The sequence below is a fragment of the Streptomyces sp. URMC 129 genome, from assembly GCF_051386415.1.
Taxonomy (GTDB): domain Bacteria; phylum Actinomycetota; class Actinomycetes; order Streptomycetales; family Streptomycetaceae; genus Streptomyces.
The window spans coordinates 1-16,928 of sequence record NZ_JBPQTQ010000019.1 but is presented as its reverse complement, the minus strand read 5'-3'; the positions used below and the strand labels follow the sequence as shown (position 1 = coordinate 16,928).

The window sequence follows — 16,928 nt, the reverse complement described above, 5'->3', positions numbered from 1 at the left end:
GCCGCGATGCCCGCCGTCCTGGATCAGGCGGCGACGACGTCGACCGCCTCGGCCTGGGCCTTGATCGTCACGTGGTCGTCGGGACGGTGGGTGACGGACGTCACGCGCACCGGGTTCAGCATGGGGCGCTCGATGGGACGCTCCCCCAGCGTCCGCCCGGGCGGCACACCCAGGGACGGCACCGTGTCACTCGCCGCGGACTGAGCCAGCTCGGCGAGCGCCAGCTCGTCGCTGACCTCGCGCAGCAGCTCCGACATCCGCAGATCGAGTGCGTCGCAGATGGCGGCCAGCAGCTCGGAGGAAGCTTCCTTCTGCCCGCGCTCCACCTCGGAGAGGTATCCGAGGGAGACCCGGGCGGAGGAGGACACTTCACGCAGGGTGCGGCCCTGACGTTGGCGCTGCCGACGCAGCACGTCACCCAGCAGGCGACGGAGCAGGATCATCGGTGGCTCCCTCCTCGGACCGTTGGCCTCGCTTGCTTCATGCCCCACCGTACCGCCTCGGACTCCAACCGGGCGGGGAGCGATGTCTTGTTCACTCAGGGCTGCAAACATCCATCCTCTCCGTTCTGTTCCGTATCCTGCCCCGCCGCCACGGCCTCAGGGTGCGTCCTCCACTCGGGGGAGGATCAGCTCGTCGCGCAGAAGGGCCAGCACGGCCCGAACGGTGCCGGCCCGGATCGCGGCCCGGTCACCTCGCAGATTCAGCCGCTGAGCCACGACTTTCCCGGTTCCGGGCGCCGAAACCGCGATGTGCACGGTCCCGACCGGCTTGCCGTCCTGCGGCTCGGGCCCGGCGACCCCCGTCGTGGCCGCTCCCCAGTCGGCGCCCAGCAGGTCACGGACGCCCGTGGCGAGCTGCCGGGCCACCTCCGCGTCCACGGCTCCCCGCTCCTCCAGCAGGGCGCCGTCCACGCCCAGCACGTCCCGCTTGATCTCCGTGGCGTACGCGGTGACCGAGCCGCGGAACGTTTTCGAGGCGCCGGGGGCCTCCGTCAGCTCCGACGCGACCAGGCCCCCGGTCAGCGACTCGGCGACCGCCACCGTCTGCCCCCGCCCGGCGAGCAGCTCCGCGACCTGCGCCGCCAGCGTCGGCTCCTCCGGCTCACCCTTGCCGCTCATCCGTCCTTCCGTTCATCCGATCTTCCGTGCCCTCGCCCGCTCCTCGGCCAGCCCGGCCCGGCGCAGCACGACGGCCTCCCGCACGTAGTCCAGACCGGTCGCCACCGTGAGCACCACGGCCGCCGCCATCACCCACCAGCGCAGGGTGGCCAGCGGCCCGGTCAGCGACAGGATGTACATCCCCACGGCGATGCCCTGGGCGAGCGTCTTCAGCTTCCCGCCCCGGCTGGCCGCGATCACCCCGTGCCGGATCACCCAGAACCGCAGCAGGGTGATCCCCAGCTCCCGGGCCAGGATGACGACCGCCACCCACCAGGGCAGATCCCCGAGCGCCGAGAGACAGATCAGCGCCGCGCCCATGATCGCCTTGTCCGCGATGGGGTCCGCGATCTTGCCGAAGTCGGTGACGAGATTCCGGCGCCGCGCCAGCTCGCCGTCGAACAGGTCGGTGATCATGGCGATGGTGAACGCGGCCCACGCCAGGGACCGCCAGGCCGGATCCTGCCCGCCGTCCGCGAACATCAGCAGCACGAAGCCGGGCACCAGCAGCAGACGCACCATTGTGAGGATGTTCGCGATGTTCCACAGGCCGGGGGCCGCGGCCCGGGGGGCGGCCCTGCCGGCCAGCGGGCCCTTCCCGGTGGCCCGGGCCGGCATGTCCGTCATCTCCCGGCCTCTGCCGCGGGGCCGCCGCCGGCCGCGGTCCGCGCCACGGCGACCAGGTCCACGCCCCGCGCGGCGACGAACTCGACATCGACGAACTGCCCGACCCGCGGCCCGGCCGCCTGGTCCCGGCCGGGCCCGTCCGGCGACCCGACGATGACGACGTGCCCGTCGGTCTCGGGCGCCTGATGCGGCCCACGGCCCACGGCGAGCACCTCCCCCTCGGTTTCCCCGGCTTCCTCATCCGCATCGACCGATTCGATCAGTACCCGCGCGTGCTCACCCACACGCTCCTCGGCGCGCTGCGCGATCAGCTCCTCCGCGAGCCCGGAGACCCGGGCCAGCCGCTCGGCGATCAGCTCGGGGGCGTGCTTGTCGCCGTACCCGGCGGCCTCGGTGCCCTCCTCGTCCGAGTAGCCGAAGACGCCGATGGCGTCCAGGCGGGCCTCGGTGAGGAAGCGCTCCAGCTCGGCCAGGTCGGCCTCGGTCTCGCCGGGGAAGCCGACGATGAAGTTCGAGCGGACACCGGCCAGCGGCGCCTTGCCCCGGATGGTCGCGAGCAGCTCCAGGAAGCGGTCGGTGTCGCCGAAGCGCCGCATCGCGCGCAGCACGGCGGGCGCGGAGTGCTGGAAGGACAGGTCGAAGTAGGGCGCGACCTTCTCGGTGCCGGTCAGCACGTCGATCAGCCCGGGCCGCATCTCGGCGGGCTGGAGGTAGCTCACCCGGATCCGCTCCAGCCCGTCCACGGCGGCCAGCTCGGGCAGGAGGGTCTCCAGCAGCCGGATGTCGCCGAGGTCCTTGCCGTAGGAGGTGTTGTTCTCGGAGACCAGCATGATCTCCTTGACGCCCTCCCCGGCCAGCCAGCGCGCCTCCGCCAGGACGTCCGCCGGGCGCCGGGAGACGAACGAGCCGCGGAACGAGGGGATGGCGCAGAACGTGCACCGCCGGTCGCAGCCGGAGGCCAGCTTGACCGAGGCGACGGGACCCGCGCCGAGCCGCCGCCGCAGCGGGGCGCGCGGCCCCGAGGCGGGCGCCACCCCGTCGGGCAGGTCCGCGATGGTCCCGTGCCCGGGCAGCGCCACGTCCGCGCCCTGCCGGTCGGCCGGGCTGATGGGCAGCAGCTTGCGCCGGTCGCGCGGGATGTGGGGGGCGTGCACGCCCCCGGAGAGGATGGTCCGCAGCCGGGTCGAGATGTCGGCGTAGTCGTCGAAGCCGAGCACGGCGTCGGCCTCGGGCAGCGCGTCGGCCAGCTCCTTGCCGTACCGCTCGGCCATGCAGCCGACGGCGACCACGGCCCGGGTCCGCCCGCCGCCGCCCGCCCCGGCCGCGGTCTTCAGCTCGCCGGCCTCCAGCAGCGCGTCGACCGAGTCCTTCTTGGCGGCGTCCACGAATCCGCACGTGTTGACGACGGCCACCTCGGCGTCGGCGGCGTCCTCCACGAGCTCCCAGCCGTCCGCGGCCAGCCGTCCGGCCAGCTCCTCGGAGTCCACTTCATTACGGGCGCAACCAAGGGTGACCAGGGCGACGGTACGGCGTTCGGACATGACCTCAGCCTACTTCGTCCCGCGAGGCCCGCCCGCCCCGCCCGGAGCGGCCCGGGCGGCCGGGCCCGAGGTCAGCCCTCCTCGGGGTCGCCCGGGGTGTAGGTCAGCCGCTGCACCTGACCCATCTCGAAGACGTCCTCGATCTGCTTGCCGTTGACGTGGAGTTGGACGGCCCCGGCGTTGCCGAGCACCAGATCGATCTGCTCGTCGTCCGTGAACGTCTCGGAGTCGCCCTCCTCCAGCACGTCCTCGAACAGGACCCCGCCGTTGCTGTCCTTGGCCGAGATCCAGCTCGAACCGCCCTCGGCGGTCACCTTCACGGTCACCTTGTCGGCCGGCACGGCCGCGACCGCGCTCTCCGACGGCTCGGGGGACGGCTCGGCACTGGGCTGCTCGGCGTTCCCGGTGCGCTCCGGCGCGGGCTCGGTCTGGCTGCCCTCGGCGACCGACCCGGCGTCCTGGCCGCCACCGCCGCTGAAGAACGTGAACCCGACGAAGCCGATCACGGCGACGATCGCGGCCACCATGGCCGCCGTCCAGTTCGGCCGGCGCGGCTCGGGCCGGATCCGCTCGGCCTCGAAGAGCGGTCCGGAGGACAGGGGTGGCGGGGCGGTCGCCTGCTGGGCGTTGAACATCTCGATCAGCTCGTTCGCGTCCGCACCCACGGCCCGCGCAAGCGTACGAATATGTCCGCGCGCGTACACGTCGCCGCCGCAGCGCGAGAAGTCGTCCTGCTCGATGGCATGGACGATGGGGATGCGCACGCGCGTGGACGAACTGACCTCGTCCACGGTCAGCTTTGCGTCGATGCGCGCCTGCTGAAGGATTCGACCGATGGAAGGGCGGTCCTTGGCGGAGAAGTTGCCGTGGGACACGGGGGCGCCTTTCGAGCGTGAAGCCGCGTGCTGTGCTTATAAGTCTAGGGGTGCGGCCGGAGGAACGGGCAACCGGGCCGACGGCGTTTGTCCGCCAACGGGATGGCTTCCTTCGGGTGACCTACGGGTGAGTCTCCCCCCGGATCAGTGCGAGCACTCCCTCCAATTCATCCGGCTTGACCAGCACGTCCCGGGCCTTGGAGCCCTCGCTCGGCCCCACCACGCCCCGCGACTCCATCAGATCCATCAGCCGTCCGGCCTTCGCGAAGCCGACCCGGAGTTTGCGCTGGAGCATGGAGGTGGAGCCGAACTGGGTGGAGACCACCAGTTCCGCCGCCTGGCAGAGCAGGTCGAGGTCGTCCCCGATCTCCTCGTCGATCTCCTTCTTCTTCCCCGAGGAGACGGTCACGTCCTCGCGGAAGACCGGCGCCATCTGAGCCTTGCAGTGCTCGACGACCGCCGCCACCTCCTCCTCGGTGACGAAGGCGCCCTGCATGCGGACCGGCTTGTTGGCACCCATCGGAAGGAACAGACCGTCACCCTTTCCGATGAGCTTCTCGGCACCCGGCTGGTCGAGGATCACCCGGCTGTCGGCGAGGGAGGAGGTGGCGAAGGCGAGGCGGGAGGGCACGTTCGCCTTGATCAGGCCGGTGACGACGTCGACGCTCGGCCGCTGGGTGGCGAGCACCAGGTGGATGCCCGCGGCGCGCGCCAGCTGGGTGATGCGCACGATGGCGTCCTCCACGTCGCGCGGCGCCACCATCATCAGGTCGGCCAGCTCGTCCACGATCACCAGGAGGTACGGGTAAGGCGCCAGCTCGCGCTCGCTGCCCGGCGGCGGGCTGGCCTTGCCGGACCGCACCGCGGCGTTGAAGTCGTCGATGTGCCGGTACCCGTAGGCGGCCAGGTCGTCGTAGCGCAGGTCCATCTCCCGGACGACCCACTGCAGGGCCTCCGCCGCCCGCTTGGGGTTGGTGATGATGGGGGTGATGAGGTGCGGGATGCCCTCGTAGGCCGTCAGTTCCACCCGTTTGGGGTCGACCAGCACCAGCCGCACGTCCTCGGGCGTCGCCCGCATCATCACCGAGGTGATGAGGCAGTTGACGCAGCTCGACTTGCCGGAGCCGGTGGCGCCGGCCACCAGCATGTGCGGCATGCGGGCCAGGTTGGCCATCACGTAGCCGCCCTCGACGTCCTTGCCGAGGCCGACCACCAGCGGGTGGTCGTCGCCGACGGCGTCGGCCGTGCGCAGCACGTCCCCGAGGTTGACCATCTCGCGGTCGCTGTTGGGGATTTCGATCCCGACCGCGGACTTGCCCGGGATGGGGCTGATGACGCGGATGTCGGGGCTGGCCACCGCGTAGGCGATGTTCTTGGTCAGGGCGGTGATCTTCTCGACCTTCACGGCCGGGCCGAGCTCGACCTCGTACCGGGTGACCGTCGGGCCGCGCGTGAAGCCGGTGACCCGGGCGTCCACCTTGAACTCGGAGAAGACGGTGGTCAGCGACTCGACGACCGCGTCGTTCGCGGCGCTGCGGGTCCGGCCGGGGCCGCCGCGGCGCAGCAGGTCGATACCGGGCAGCGCGTAGGTGATGTCCCCGGAGAGCTGGAGCTGCTCGGCGCGCGGGGGCAGCGGATCCGCCGGCTCCGGCGCGACGTTCTTGGTCAGGTCGGGCACACTGCCGCCGGCGACGCGCCCGCGCGGCGCTCCGGGGGCGGGGTCCTCCCGCTCCGCCGGCTCCTCCGCCGGCCCGGGCCCCCCCTCGGGCAGGGGCTCGGGCGCGCGGCGCTTGGTCCCGGCGCGGCCGGTGGTCACCTGGCTGGTGAGATCCGCGACCAGCGGGGAGGGCTCGACGCCGTGCAGCAGGGCGCCGTCCAGCGCCGCCGCCGCGGCGGAGGCCACGTCCACCGGGTCCTCGCGGCGCGGCCCGGTCCGCCGCGCCGGGCGGCGGGCGGCCCGGCGGGTCTCCGGCGCGGCCCGGTCGGCGGGGTCCGGGAGCGCGAGCGGGACATACCGCTCGTCCTCGTCGTCGTCCCGGTGGCGCCGGGGCAGCAGCTCGGTCTCGTCACCCGGCCCGGCCCCGGCGAGCACGCCGAGCCGGATCGCCCCCTGGCGCAGCCGCCGCGGGATCGTGTTGACGGGGGTCGCCGTGACGACCAGCAGCCCGAAGACGGTCAGCAGCGTCAGCAGCGCGACAGCGAGCGGCTCCCCCACCAGAAGAATCAGGGGGCGCGAAGCAGCCCAGCCCAGGAGCCCGCCCGTGTCGCGCAACGCCTGCGCGCCCTCCCCGCGCCCCGGGGCGCCCGTCGCGATGTGCACGAGCCCCAGGACGCCGACCAGGAGGGCGCTCAGCCCGATGACGATGCGGCCGTTCGCCTCCGGCTGCTCCGGGTGCCGGATGAGCCGAACCGCGATGAAGCCCAGGACCAGGGGGAAGAGGAGGTCGAGACGGCCCAGGACGCCGGTGACCAGCAGGGTGACCAGCTCGCCCACCGGGCCCTTGAGGTCGGACCAGGTGCCGGCGGCGGCCACCAGCGCGAGACCGAGCAGCAGCAGGGCCAGGCCGTCCTTGCGGTGCGCGGGGTCCAGCCCCTTCGCACCGCGCCCTATGCCCCGCAGCAGGGCCCCCACCGGGTGGGCGATGCCCAGCCACAGGCCCCGGACGAGGCGGAACGCGAGGGGCGGCGGCGGCGCGGGCTTCTTCGCCGGGGCCGCGGCCTTCCTGGCCGGAGCCTTCTTCGCCGGAGCCTTCTTCGCGGGCGCTTTCCCGGCTCCCCCGCCGCGCCCGGCGCGCGCGTTCCGGGAACCCTTGCCGGACGTACCTGAGGCCATGAGGTGAGGTTACCGGTGCCGCTGAGCCCGGGCACGGATCGTGTGCCGACCCGCGGCCCTTCCGTCCGCGCCCGTCTCCCGCGCCGAAGCCGTCAGCCGGGCTGTGACTCCACGGACTTGGGCCCGACCGCGCCCGGCTGGAGCGCGTCCAGCGCCCTGCGCAGACCGGACAGCTTCCGCTCCAGATGCGCGGCCGTGGACACGGCGGGACCGCCGCCGGACTCGGCGAGCTCCTTGGTCAGGACCTCGGCCTGCTCCTCGACGGCGGCCAGCCGCGCGGACAGCTCGGGCAGCAGCCCGCCGGAACCCCGCTCCGGGTCGGCGGAGCCCTGCCCGCCCTCCAGCTCGCGGCGCAGCAGCGCGGCCTGCTCGCGCAGTTGCATGTTCTTCATGTGCAGCTCGACGAACACCGACACCTTCGCCCGCAGCACCCACGGGTCGAAGGGCTTCGAGATGTAGTCCACGGCTCCGGCGGCATAGCCCCGGAACGTGTGGTGCGGACCGTGGTTGATGGCGGTGAGGAAGATGATGGGAATGTCCCGCGTCCGCTCCCGCCGTTTGATGTGGGCGGCCGTCTCGAATCCGTCCATGCCCGGCATCTGGACGTCGAGCAGGATCACCGCGAAGTCTTCCGTGAGCAGCGCCTTGAGCGCTTCCTCCCCTGACGATGCCCGGACCAGCGTCTGATCGAGCGCCGAGAGAATCGCTTCGAGCGCCAGCAGATTCTCGGGCCGGTCATCGACCAGGAGGATCTTGGCCTTCTGCACCATGGCCCGTCCTCCTTGCCCCTGCGGCGCGGCTCGGCGCCGCCGTCGTGGACGGCATATGCACGCCGTCCGGTCCTGTGCCGGACATGTTGGCATCAACCCCGGCACCATTGCCAGCGAACCCCGGCCGTTCGCACGGCCGTGCCCGGTGACTTCCGACGGGCCCTCGCCTCATCGCGAGAAGCCGAAGACTTTCCGGCCTGACCCCCGCCACACCAGAAATCCTTCCGCCCGCTCGTCCAGCGGGCGGCAGCGCAAGGCGACCGGTGATCATCGCATCGCGCTGCGTCACGATACCACGCACTGTCCACCCCGGCGAACTACGCTGTACGCACCGGGAGAACGCCCGTGGCGCCCCCGGGGTTCCGCCGTGGGGGCGCCCGTGCCGCAGATCACTCCCGCCCGTCCTCCATCCACTGGGTCATCAGGGTCAGCAGGTGGTCGGTGTCGACGGGCTTGGTCACATAGTCCGAGGCGCCCGATTCGATGCTCTTCTCCCGGTCGCCCTTCATCGCCTTGGCGGTCAGCGCGATGATCGGCAGACCGGAGAACTGCGGCATGCGCCGGATCGCCGACGTCGTCGAATACCCGTCCATCTCGGGCATCATGATGTCCATCAGCACCAGCGCCACGTCCTCGTTGGACTCCAGCACCTCGATGCCCTCGCGCCCGTTCTCGGCGTAGAGCACGCGCAGCCCGTGCTGTTCGAGCACGCTGGTGAGGGCGAACACGTTGCGCACGTCGTCGTCGACGATCAGCACCTTCCGGCCCTTGAAGTCCCGGAACGCCCGCCGCCGCCCCGACTCGCCCTCCTCCGCGGACTGCTCGGCGGCGTGCTCCGGATGCCGGCCGCGCCCGTTCGTGTGCCCGTTGTCCATGAACCGCTCGCGGTGACGCCGCGTCAGCGACTCGGCCGCGCGCTCCGCCGCGATCGACGCCTGCCGGCCCTTCTCCTCCGGTCCCGCCGCGGCTCCGGCGGGACCGGCGGCGGCCTCCGGCTCCCCGGCCCGGGCGTCGGCGGGCTCCTCCTCGCCGCCCTCCGCGGGCGTCGGCTCGGCCCGGGTCTCCGCGCCCGTCAGCGTGCCGTTGGCGAGCTGCGTGTAGCCGGGCGGCGGCAGCTCCGTCGGCTGCAGCGGCAGGAAGAGGGTGAACGTGGAGCCACGGCCCGGCTCGCTCGCCGCGTGGATCTCCCCGCCCAGCAGCCGGGCGATCTCCCGGCTGATCGACAGGCCGAGACCGGTCCCGCCGTACTTGCGGCTGGTCGTGCCGTCCGCCTGCTTGAAGGCCTCGAAGATCACCCGCATCTTGCCCGCGGCGATCCCGATGCCCGTGTCCGAGACGGCGAACGCGACCAGCGGCGCGTCCGCGCTCTGGATCGAGCCGCTCTCCAGCATCTGCTCGCGGATGTCGTCCGGCACCTCGGCCCCGGCGGGCCCGATCACCAGCTCCACCGAGCCGGTCTCGGTGAACTTGACGGCGTTCGACAGCAGGTTGCGCAGCACCTGGAGCAGCCGCTGCTCGTCGGTGTGCAGGGTGGCGGGCAGCTCGGGCGAGACCCGCACCGAGAACTCCAGGTTCTTCTCCGCCGTCAGCGGGCGGAAGGACGCCTCGATGTAGTCCACGAGCTGCACCAGCGCGATCCGCGCCGGGCTGATCTCCATCTTCCCCGCCTCGACCTTCGACAGGTCGAGGATGTCGTTGATCAGCTGGAGCAGGTCCGTGCCCGCGCCGTGGATCGTCTCGGCGAACTCCACCTGCTTGGGTGACAGGTTGCCGTCCGCGTTGTCGGCGAGCAGCTTGGCGAGGATCAGCAGCGAGTTGAGCGGGGTGCGCAGCTCGTGCGACATGTTCGCCAGGAATTCGGACTTGTAGCGCATCGAGACCGCGAGCTGCTCCGCGCGCTCCTGGAGGCCCCGCCTGGCCTCCTCGATCTCCGAGTTCTTGACCTCGATGTTCCGGTTGGTCTGCGCGAGCAGGTCCGCCTTGTCCTTCAGCTCGGCGTTCGACTCCTGGAGCGCGAGCTGCTGCCGCTCCAGCTCCGCGGAGCGGTCCTGCAACTCGTCGGCCAGCGCCCGCGACTGCGCCAGCAGCATCTCGGTGCGGGTGTTGACGCTGATGGTGTTGACGCTCGTGGCGATCATCTCGGCCATCTGCGACAGGAAGTCCCGCTCGATCTGCGTGAACGGCTTGAACGAGGCCAGCTCCAGCACGCCGAGCACCCGCTCCTCGAACAGCACCGGAAGGATGATCACCGTGACCGGCGGGGCCTCGCCCAGCCCGGAGGAGATCTTCAGGTAGCCCTCGGGCGTCGGCCCGAACAGCAGCGTGCGGCGCTCGGCCGCCGCCGTGCCGATCAGCGACTCCCCCGGCCGGAACGACATGGTCTGCGCGCCGGCCGCGTACCCGTACGAGGCCAGCATCCGCAGCTCGTAGTCGTCGCCCTCGCCAGGCCCGGCCACCACGTCGATGTCCCCGTCCGCGGGCACCGCCAGGTAGAACGCGCCGTGCTGCGCGGTGACCGCCGGGCACAGCTCGCTCATGATCAGGCTGGCGACGTCCTTCAGATCGCGCCTGCCCTGCATCAGCGCCGAGATCCGCGCCAGGTTGCCCTTCAGCCAGTCCTGCTCCTTGTTGGCCAGGGTGGCCTCGCGCAGGTTCCTGATCATGGCGTTGACGTTCTCCTGCACGACCAGGATCTCGCCGGCGGCGTCCGTGTCGATGCGCACGTTGTGGTCGCCACGGGTCACGAACGCGGCGACGCGGGCGATGTCGCGCACCTGACGGGTGAGGTTGACCGCCATCTCGTTGACGGAGTCGGTCAGGTCCTTCCACGTGCCCGCGACACCGGGCACCCGCGCCTGGCCGCCCAACTGCCCCTCGGTGCCCACCTCCCTGGCGACCTTGGTCACCTGCTCGGCGAAGAGCGAGAGCTGGTCGACCATCGTGTTGAGGGTCTCCTTCAGCTCCTGGATCTCGCCGCGCGCGTCGATGTCGATCTTCTTGGTCAGATCGCCCTTGGCGATGGCCGTGGTGACCATGGTGATGTTGCGGACCTGCCCGGTCAGGTTCGACGCCATCGAGTTCACCGACTCGGTCAGGTCCTTCCAGGTGCCCGAGACGCCCGGCACCTTGGCCTGACCGCCCAGGCGCCCCTCGGTGCCCACCTCGCGCGCCACCCGCGTCACCTCGGCGGCGAACGACGACAGCGTGGTCACCATCCGGTTGACGGTGTCGGCGAGCTGGGCGACCTCGCCGCTCGCCTCGACCGTGACCTTGCGCGACAGATCGCCGTTGGCCACGGCCGTGGCCACCTCGGAGATGTTCCGCACCTGCGTGGTCAGGTTCCTGGCCATCAGGTTGACGTTGTCGGTCAGGTTCTTCCAGGTACCGGAGACGCCGCGCACCTCCGCCTGGCCGCCCAGCTGGCCCTCCGTGCCGACCTCACGGGCGACCCTCGTCACCTGCTCGGCGAACGAGGAGAGCTGATCGACCATGGTGTTCACCGTGGTGACGAGCTGGAGGATCTCGCCCCTGGCGTCCACCGTGATCTTCTTGGTCAGGTCGCCCTTGGCGACCGCCGTCGTGACCTCCGAGATGTTGCGGACCTGGGAGGTGAGGTTGTTGGCCATCCCGTTGACGGACTGGGTGAGGTCCTTCCACGTCCCGGAGACGCCCTCGACTTCCGCCTGACCGCCGAGCCTGCCCTCCGTGCCCACCTCACGGGCCACCCGCGTGACCTGCTCCGCGAACGACGAGAGCTGGTCCACCATCGTGTTGAGCGTTTCCTTCAGCTCCAGGAACTCGCCCCGCGCGTCCACGGTGATCTTCTGCGACAGGTCACCGCGCGCCACCGCCGTGGCCACTTGCGCGATGTTCCGCACCTGATCCGTGAGGTTGGACGCCATGCCATTGACGGAATCGGTCAGGTCCCGCCAGACACCGGCCACGTCCGAAACCTGCGCCTGGCCGCCGAGCCTGCCCTCCGTGCCCACCTCACGGGCCACCCGGGTCACCTGCTCCGCGAACGACGAGAGCTGGTCCACCATGGTGTTCACGGTGTTCTTGAGCTCCAGGATCTCGCCCCGCGCGTCGACCTCGATCTTCTGCGACAGGTCGCCGCGCGCGACCGCCGTCGTCACCTGCGCGATGTTCCGCACCTGGTCGGTCAGGTTGAACGCCATCCGGTTCACGGAGTCCGTCAGCGCCTTCCAGGTGCCGCTGACGCCGTCCACCCGGGCCTGACCGCCCAGCCGTCCCTCGATGCCGACTTCCGTGGCGACCCGCGTCACCTGGTCGGCGAAGGAGGACAGCTGGTCGACCATGCGGTTGACCGTGTTCTTCAGCTCCAGCATCTCGCCGGAGACGTCGACCGTGACCTTCTGGGACAGATCGCCGTTCGCCACCGCGGTCGTCACCTGCGCGATGTTGCGCACCTGGCCGGTCAGGTTCCGGAAGGCGGTGTTCACCGAGTCGGTCAGGTCCTTCCAGGCCCCCGCGACGCCGAGCACGGACGCCTGACCGCCCAGCGCGCCCTCGTCACCGATCTCCCGGGCGACCCGGGTGACTTCCGACTGAAAGGATGACAACTGGTCGACCGTCCTGTTGACGGTGTTCTTCAGCTCCAGCATCTCGCCGGAGACGTCCACGGTGACCTTCTGGGACAGATCGCCGTTCGCGACCGCCGTCGTCACCTGCGCGATGTCCCGCACCTGATCGGAGAGGTTGCGGAAGGCCGTGTTGACGGAGTCCGTCAGCTCCTTCCAGACACCGGCCACGCCCTGCACCCGCGCCTGCCCGCCGAGCGTGCCCTCGGTGCCGATCTCGGTGGCCGTCCTGGTGACCTCGTTGGCGAACGAGGACAGCGTCTCCGTCATCGCGTTGATCGTGTCCGCGAGCCGGGCGATCTCGCCCCGCGCGCTCACCGTGATCTTCTGCGACAGGTCGCCGTTGGCCACGGCCGTCGTGACCTGGGCGATCTCCCGGACCTGCTTCGTCAGGTTCCCGGCCATGAGATTGACCGAATCGGTCAGGTCCTTCCACACGCCGGCCACGTCCGGCACCTTCGCCTGGCCGCCCAGCACACCGTCGGTGCCCACCTCCCGGGCGACCCGGGTGACCTCCGACTGGAAGGAGGAAAGCTGGTCCACCATCGTGTTGACGGTGTTCTTCAGCTCCAGCATCTCCCCGGCCACGTGCACGGTGACCTTGCGGGACAGGTCGCCGCCCGCCACCGCCGCCGTGACCACGGAGATGTCGCGGACCTGCGCGGTCAGCCGCGCGGCCATCGTGTTGACCGAGTCCGTCAGGTCCTTCCAGGAGCCGGACATCCCCCGCACCTTGGCCTGGCCGCCCAGCTTGCCCTCGGTACCGACCTCGCTGGCGACCCGGGTCACCTCGTCGGTGAACTCGGAGAGCTGGTCGACCAGCCCGTTCACCGTCCGGCCGACCCGCAGGAACTCGCCGCGCAGCGGACGCCCGACGCCGCTCCCGCCGTCCGCCCTGAGGTCCATCCGCTGCCGCAGATCACCCTCGGAGACGGCGGCCAGCACCCGCCCGACCTCGGCCACCGGGCGCACCAGGTCCTCGACCAGCTCGTTGGCGTCGTCGATGGCCTTCGACCAGGCGCCCTCGCACAGCCCGGTCTCCATGCGCTCGGTGAGCTTGCCCTCCCGGCCCACCACGCGCCGGACGCGAGCGATCTGCCCGGTCAGGTGCAGGTTGCGGTCGGCCACCTCGTTGTACACGGCGGCGATCTCGGCCATCGGGCCGTCGCCCGCGACCGTCAGCCGCTTGCGCAGGTTCCCGTCCCGCATGGATTCCAGAGCCGAGAGCAGCCGGTTGAGCGCGGCGGCATCCACCTCAACGGTGCCGCTGCTCCGCGACCTCCTCGTTCGCGCACGCGTTCCAGCGCGCGCCGCAGCTCCGTCAGACACCACTGTGTCCCTCCCGCAGGATCGACCATTCCGCCCGGGCGTTCATCGAGCACCCCCAGTGTTTCACTCCCCACCGACCGGGCGATAACAGTTCGGCAGCATCGCATACCACTGATCTCCCGGTCAGGGGGAAATCATCCGATGCGACGCCCGCGGGGGGCGCCAACGTCAGTAACCTGGCATCCGGCTGTCCAAGGGACCCGGGCAGCGATCAGACCAACCTTTGGGGGAGTGACGTGATCACCGCGCGAGCTGCGGCCACCTTCGAGCCGGTTGGACGCTCGGTCGCCACCGCGCGGGGCTTCGTCCGGGACACCCTTCAGGGCTGGGGCCTGGCGGACCTCATCGAGGACGCCGTCGTGCTCACCAGCGAGCTGGTCACCAACGCGGTCGTGCACGCCGGAACGGCCGCCGAGGTCCGCTGCCTCCGCGACGAGCAGGGCGTCCGCATCGAGGTCGTCGACCGTCATCCCGAGCGCGAGCTGCCGATGGCCGAGGTGTCCCGGGGCCGTCTCGACCTGAACAGCGAGGGCGGGCGCGGCCTTCTGCTGTGCGCGGCGCTCGCCTCGCGCTGGGGCGTGGACTACACCGCGGCCGAGAAGTGCGTGTGGTTCCGCCTCGACCAGCAGGTGCTGCCCGTCGGCACCCGCTCCGCCGGGCCCGTGCTGCCGACCGAGGCCCTCCCGGTCAGCGAGACCCGGGCGCGGGTCGCCGTCGTCCAGGTCGACCGGACCGACGCCATCACCGTGTGGAACGACGACGCCCGGGCCCTCTTCGGCTACGCGGCGGAGCAGGTCGTCGGCAAGCCGCTCGCCGATCTCGCGGCCTGGCCGCAGACGCCCGGCACCGGCACCGGCATCGCGGAGGCGCTGGCCCTCTCCCGCTGGGAGGGCAGCTACGGCCTGCGCGACTCGGACGGCCGCACCGTCCCGGTGTACGCCTGTCATCTGCGCGTCCGCGACGCCCAGGGCGAGCCGTCGACGGTCTGCCTCATCGTCCGCGACCAGGAGCGCGCGATCCTGCAGAGTCCCTCCCGCGGCCCCGTCCACGGCAGCGCCGCCGACGCCCTGGAGCGGGCCGGCGGCGACCCGCTGGACGCGCTGATCGGCACGCCCCCGCCGGACGACCTCGACGGCCTGCTCCAGCGCACGGTCGAACGGGCCCGCGACATGCTCGACGGCGACGCGGCCTTCCTGCTGCTCGCCACCGACGACGAGACCGAGCTGGAGGTCCGCGCCACCACCGGGCTGCCCTCCGCGCGGCAGCGCTTCGCCCGCGTCCCCGTGGAGACGGGCAGCGGACGGTACGGGTCGGCGCGCATGCCCTCGGTCCACGAGGACCTGGCCACCTCCCCCGGCGCCGTGCCCCTGCTGTCGGGCACCGGCATGCACGCCGTGGTGACCGTGCCCCTGAAGGTGGAGGGCCGGCTCACGGGATCCCTGGGCGTCGCGTCGGAGACCCCCGGCCGGTACAGCAACGAGGAGGCACTGCGCCTGCAGTTCGCCGCCGACCGGATCGCGCTGGCCGTCGAGTCGGCCCGGCTGACCGAGTTGGAGCGGCTGCGGCGCGGCTCGCTCGCCTTCCTGGTCGAGGCGTCCGAGCTGCTGGCGGGAACGCTCGACCGGAACCAGACACTCGCGCTGATGGCGCAGATGACGGTACCGACCCTGGCGACGTGGTGCGCCGTCTACACCAGCCACGACCCGGGATCCGATCCCGTTCTCTCCTATGTCCTGCACGAGGACGAGGACCGCATCGACGGGATCAAGGCGTTGCTGGAGAGCCTGGACCCGCCGGACCCGGATGTCGGCCTCGGGGTCCGCCCCTGGCCGGCCCCCGCCGACGCGGCCAGCGACACCACGCTGCGCAGCTCGCTGCGGAGCCTGGAGCTCGGCCTGCCGCCGTCGTCCCGCTCCGCGACCGCCTCGGCCGTGGGTGGAGAAACGGTCGTCCTGCCGCTCGTCGCCCGGAATCGCGTCATCGGCCTGCTCGCGCTGGGCAAGCCGGCGGGCGAGCGGTTCCGCCAGGACATCCTGGAGCTGGCCGAGGACCTGTCGCGCCGGGCCGCGCTGGCCCTGGACAACGCGCGCCTCTACAGCGAACGCACGGCCATCAGCCAGTCGTTGCAGCGCAGCCTGCTGCCGCCGGAGCTGCCCGGGATCGACGGCGTGGACGTCGAGGTCATCTACCGGGCGGCTGGCGAGGGCAACGAGGTCGGCGGCGACTTCTACGACGTCTTCCCCATCCGCGAGGGCGCGTACGGCTTCGCCATCGGTGACGTCTGCGGCACGGGTCCGCTGGCGGCCGCGGTGACCGGCCTGGCCCGGCACGCGCTGCGTCTGCTGGCGCGCGAGGGCCTCGGTGGCCCGGCGGTGCTGGAGCGGCTGAACGCGGCGATCCTCGAAGAGGGCCCGCGGGCACGCTTCCTGACGCTGCTGTACGGGGAGGTGTGGCCGCAGCCGGAGGGCGGGGCCGTGCTGAAGATGGTGTGCGCCGGCCACCCGCTGCCGCTGCGCCTCACCCCGGACGGCACGGTCGCGTCGGCCGCCAGCCCGCAGCCGCTGCTCGGGGTGATGGACGATCTGGAGCTGTTCGAGGAGACCACGACGCTCAACCCGGGCGACGTCCTGCTGTGCGTCACCGACGGCGTGACCGAACGGCGCGAAGGAACACGGATGTTGGGCGACGACGGGCTGGCCGACGTGCTCAGCTCCTGCACCGGGCTGACGGCGGGCGCGGTGGCCGCGCGGGTACTGCGGGCGGTGGAGAGATTCGCCTCCGACGCCCCGTCCGACGACATGGCGATTCTGACGATGCGGATTCCCGAGTAGGGAACGGACAAAGGAAAAGGCCCCCGCCGAAAGGCGGGGGCCTTTTTGCTCGATGAGCCCCAAAACGGAATCGAACCGTTGACCTTCTCCTTACCATGGAGACGCTCTGCCGACTGAGCTATTGGGGCAGAAGTCCGGCGGTGTCCTACTCTCCCACACGGTCCCCCATGCAGTACCATCGGCGCTGGAGGGCTTAGCTTCCGGGTTCGGAATGTAACCGGGCGTTTCCCCTCCGCCATGACCACCGGAACACCCTGAGGGATGTTCCCGGCTCTCAATGGTCGAGAATTCACAGTGGACGCGAGCATCTGCGGACAAGCCCTCGGCCTATTAGTACCGGTCAACTCCACCCCTCACAAGG

9 protein-coding genes, 1 tRNA gene and 1 rRNA gene are annotated in these 16,928 nt (G+C 71.5%); 1 reads left to right on the top strand and 10 read right to left on the bottom strand.

All coding sequences use genetic code 11. The features are described 5' to 3' along the window. Nucleotides 1-23: 23 nt before the first annotated feature. The 8 genes from ACSNOC_RS06285 to ACSNOC_RS06250 all read right to left on the bottom strand — a co-directional run bounded on the left by ACSNOC_RS06285 (nt 24) and on the right by ACSNOC_RS06250 (nt 13,736). Nucleotides 24-443, bottom strand: a complete 420-nt coding sequence (locus ACSNOC_RS06285) for a helix-turn-helix domain-containing protein (RefSeq protein ID WP_436746247.1) — start codon at nt 441-443, stop codon at nt 24-26. 156 nt (nt 444-599) lie between these two features. After that, entirely contained in the window at nt 600-1,121 is a 522-nt protein-coding gene (locus ACSNOC_RS06280) for a CinA family protein (RefSeq protein WP_436746246.1), read from the bottom strand. A 12-nt stretch (nt 1,122-1,133) separates the two neighbouring features. Then, complete coding sequence (pgsA, locus tag ACSNOC_RS06275) at nt 1,134-1,787, bottom strand: CDP-diacylglycerol--glycerol-3-phosphate 3-phosphatidyltransferase (RefSeq protein WP_436746245.1); 654 nt, start codon at nt 1,785-1,787, stop codon at nt 1,134-1,136. Then, nucleotides 1,784-3,328 carry a 30S ribosomal protein S12 methylthiotransferase RimO gene (rimO, locus tag ACSNOC_RS06270; protein ID WP_436746244.1) on the bottom strand — a complete coding sequence of 515 codons (1,545 nt, stop codon included), beginning with the start codon at nt 3,326-3,328 and terminating at the stop codon, nt 1,784-1,786. Before rimO ends, pgsA begins: the two co-directional genes overlap by 4 nt. 71 nt (nt 3,329-3,399) lie before the next feature. Beyond that, complete coding sequence (locus ACSNOC_RS06265; RefSeq protein ID WP_436746243.1) at nt 3,400-4,203, bottom strand: helix-turn-helix domain-containing protein; 804 nt, start codon at nt 4,201-4,203, stop codon at nt 3,400-3,402. 121 nt (nt 4,204-4,324) lie between these two features. Then, on the bottom strand, nt 4,325-7,036 hold the full coding sequence (locus tag ACSNOC_RS06260) for a DNA translocase FtsK (protein ID WP_436746242.1): 2,712 nt from the start codon (nt 7,034-7,036) through the stop codon (nt 4,325-4,327). Nucleotides 7,037-7,128: 92 nt separating this feature from the next. Continuing rightward, nucleotides 7,129-7,806, bottom strand: coding sequence for a response regulator (locus tag ACSNOC_RS06255; RefSeq protein WP_436746241.1), 678 nt, complete (start codon nt 7,804-7,806; stop codon nt 7,129-7,131). A gap of 389 nt (nt 7,807-8,195) precedes the next feature. Beyond that, entirely contained in the window at nt 8,196-13,736 is a 5,541-nt protein-coding gene (locus tag ACSNOC_RS06250) for a HAMP domain-containing protein (RefSeq protein WP_436746240.1), read from the bottom strand. A 236-nt stretch (nt 13,737-13,972) separates the two neighbouring features. On the opposite strand from ACSNOC_RS06250, the gene ACSNOC_RS06245 reads away from it, so the two are divergent. After that, the gene (locus ACSNOC_RS06245; RefSeq protein WP_436746239.1) at nt 13,973-16,567 is read left to right on the top strand and encodes a SpoIIE family protein phosphatase; all 2,595 of its coding nucleotides are present in this window, start codon (nt 13,973-13,975) and stop codon (nt 16,565-16,567) included. 55 nt (nt 16,568-16,622) lie between these two features. On the opposite strand, the gene ACSNOC_RS06240 is transcribed toward ACSNOC_RS06245, so the two are convergent. Further along, a tRNA-Thr gene (locus tag ACSNOC_RS06240) sits at nt 16,623-16,695 on the bottom strand. 4 nt (nt 16,696-16,699) lie between these two features. After that, nucleotides 16,700-16,816, bottom strand: a 5S ribosomal RNA gene (gene rrf / locus ACSNOC_RS06235). Nucleotides 16,817-16,928 lie beyond the last annotated feature (112 nt).

Bases quoted from the DNA above. Each gene is read 5' to 3' on its own strand.
- ACSNOC_RS06255 (WP_436746241.1), bottom strand. From the start codon at position 7,806: ATGGTGCAGAAGGCCAAGATCCTCCTGGTCGATGACCGGCCCGAGAAT.
- pgsA (WP_436746245.1), bottom strand. From the start codon at position 1,787: ATGACGGACATGCCGGCCCGGGCCACCGGGAAGGGCCCGCTGGCCGGC.
- rimO (WP_436746244.1), bottom strand. From the start codon at position 3,328: ATGTCCGAACGCCGTACCGTCGCCCTGGTCACCCTTGGTTGCGCCCGT.
- ACSNOC_RS06280 (WP_436746246.1), bottom strand. From the start codon at position 1,121: ATGAGCGGCAAGGGTGAGCCGGAGGAGCCGACGCTGGCGGCGCAGGTC.
- ACSNOC_RS06260 (WP_436746242.1), bottom strand. From the start codon at position 7,036: ATGGCCTCAGGTACGTCCGGCAAGGGTTCCCGGAACGCGCGCGCCGGG.
- ACSNOC_RS06285 (WP_436746247.1), bottom strand. From the start codon at position 443: ATGATCCTGCTCCGTCGCCTGCTGGGTGACGTGCTGCGTCGGCAGCGC.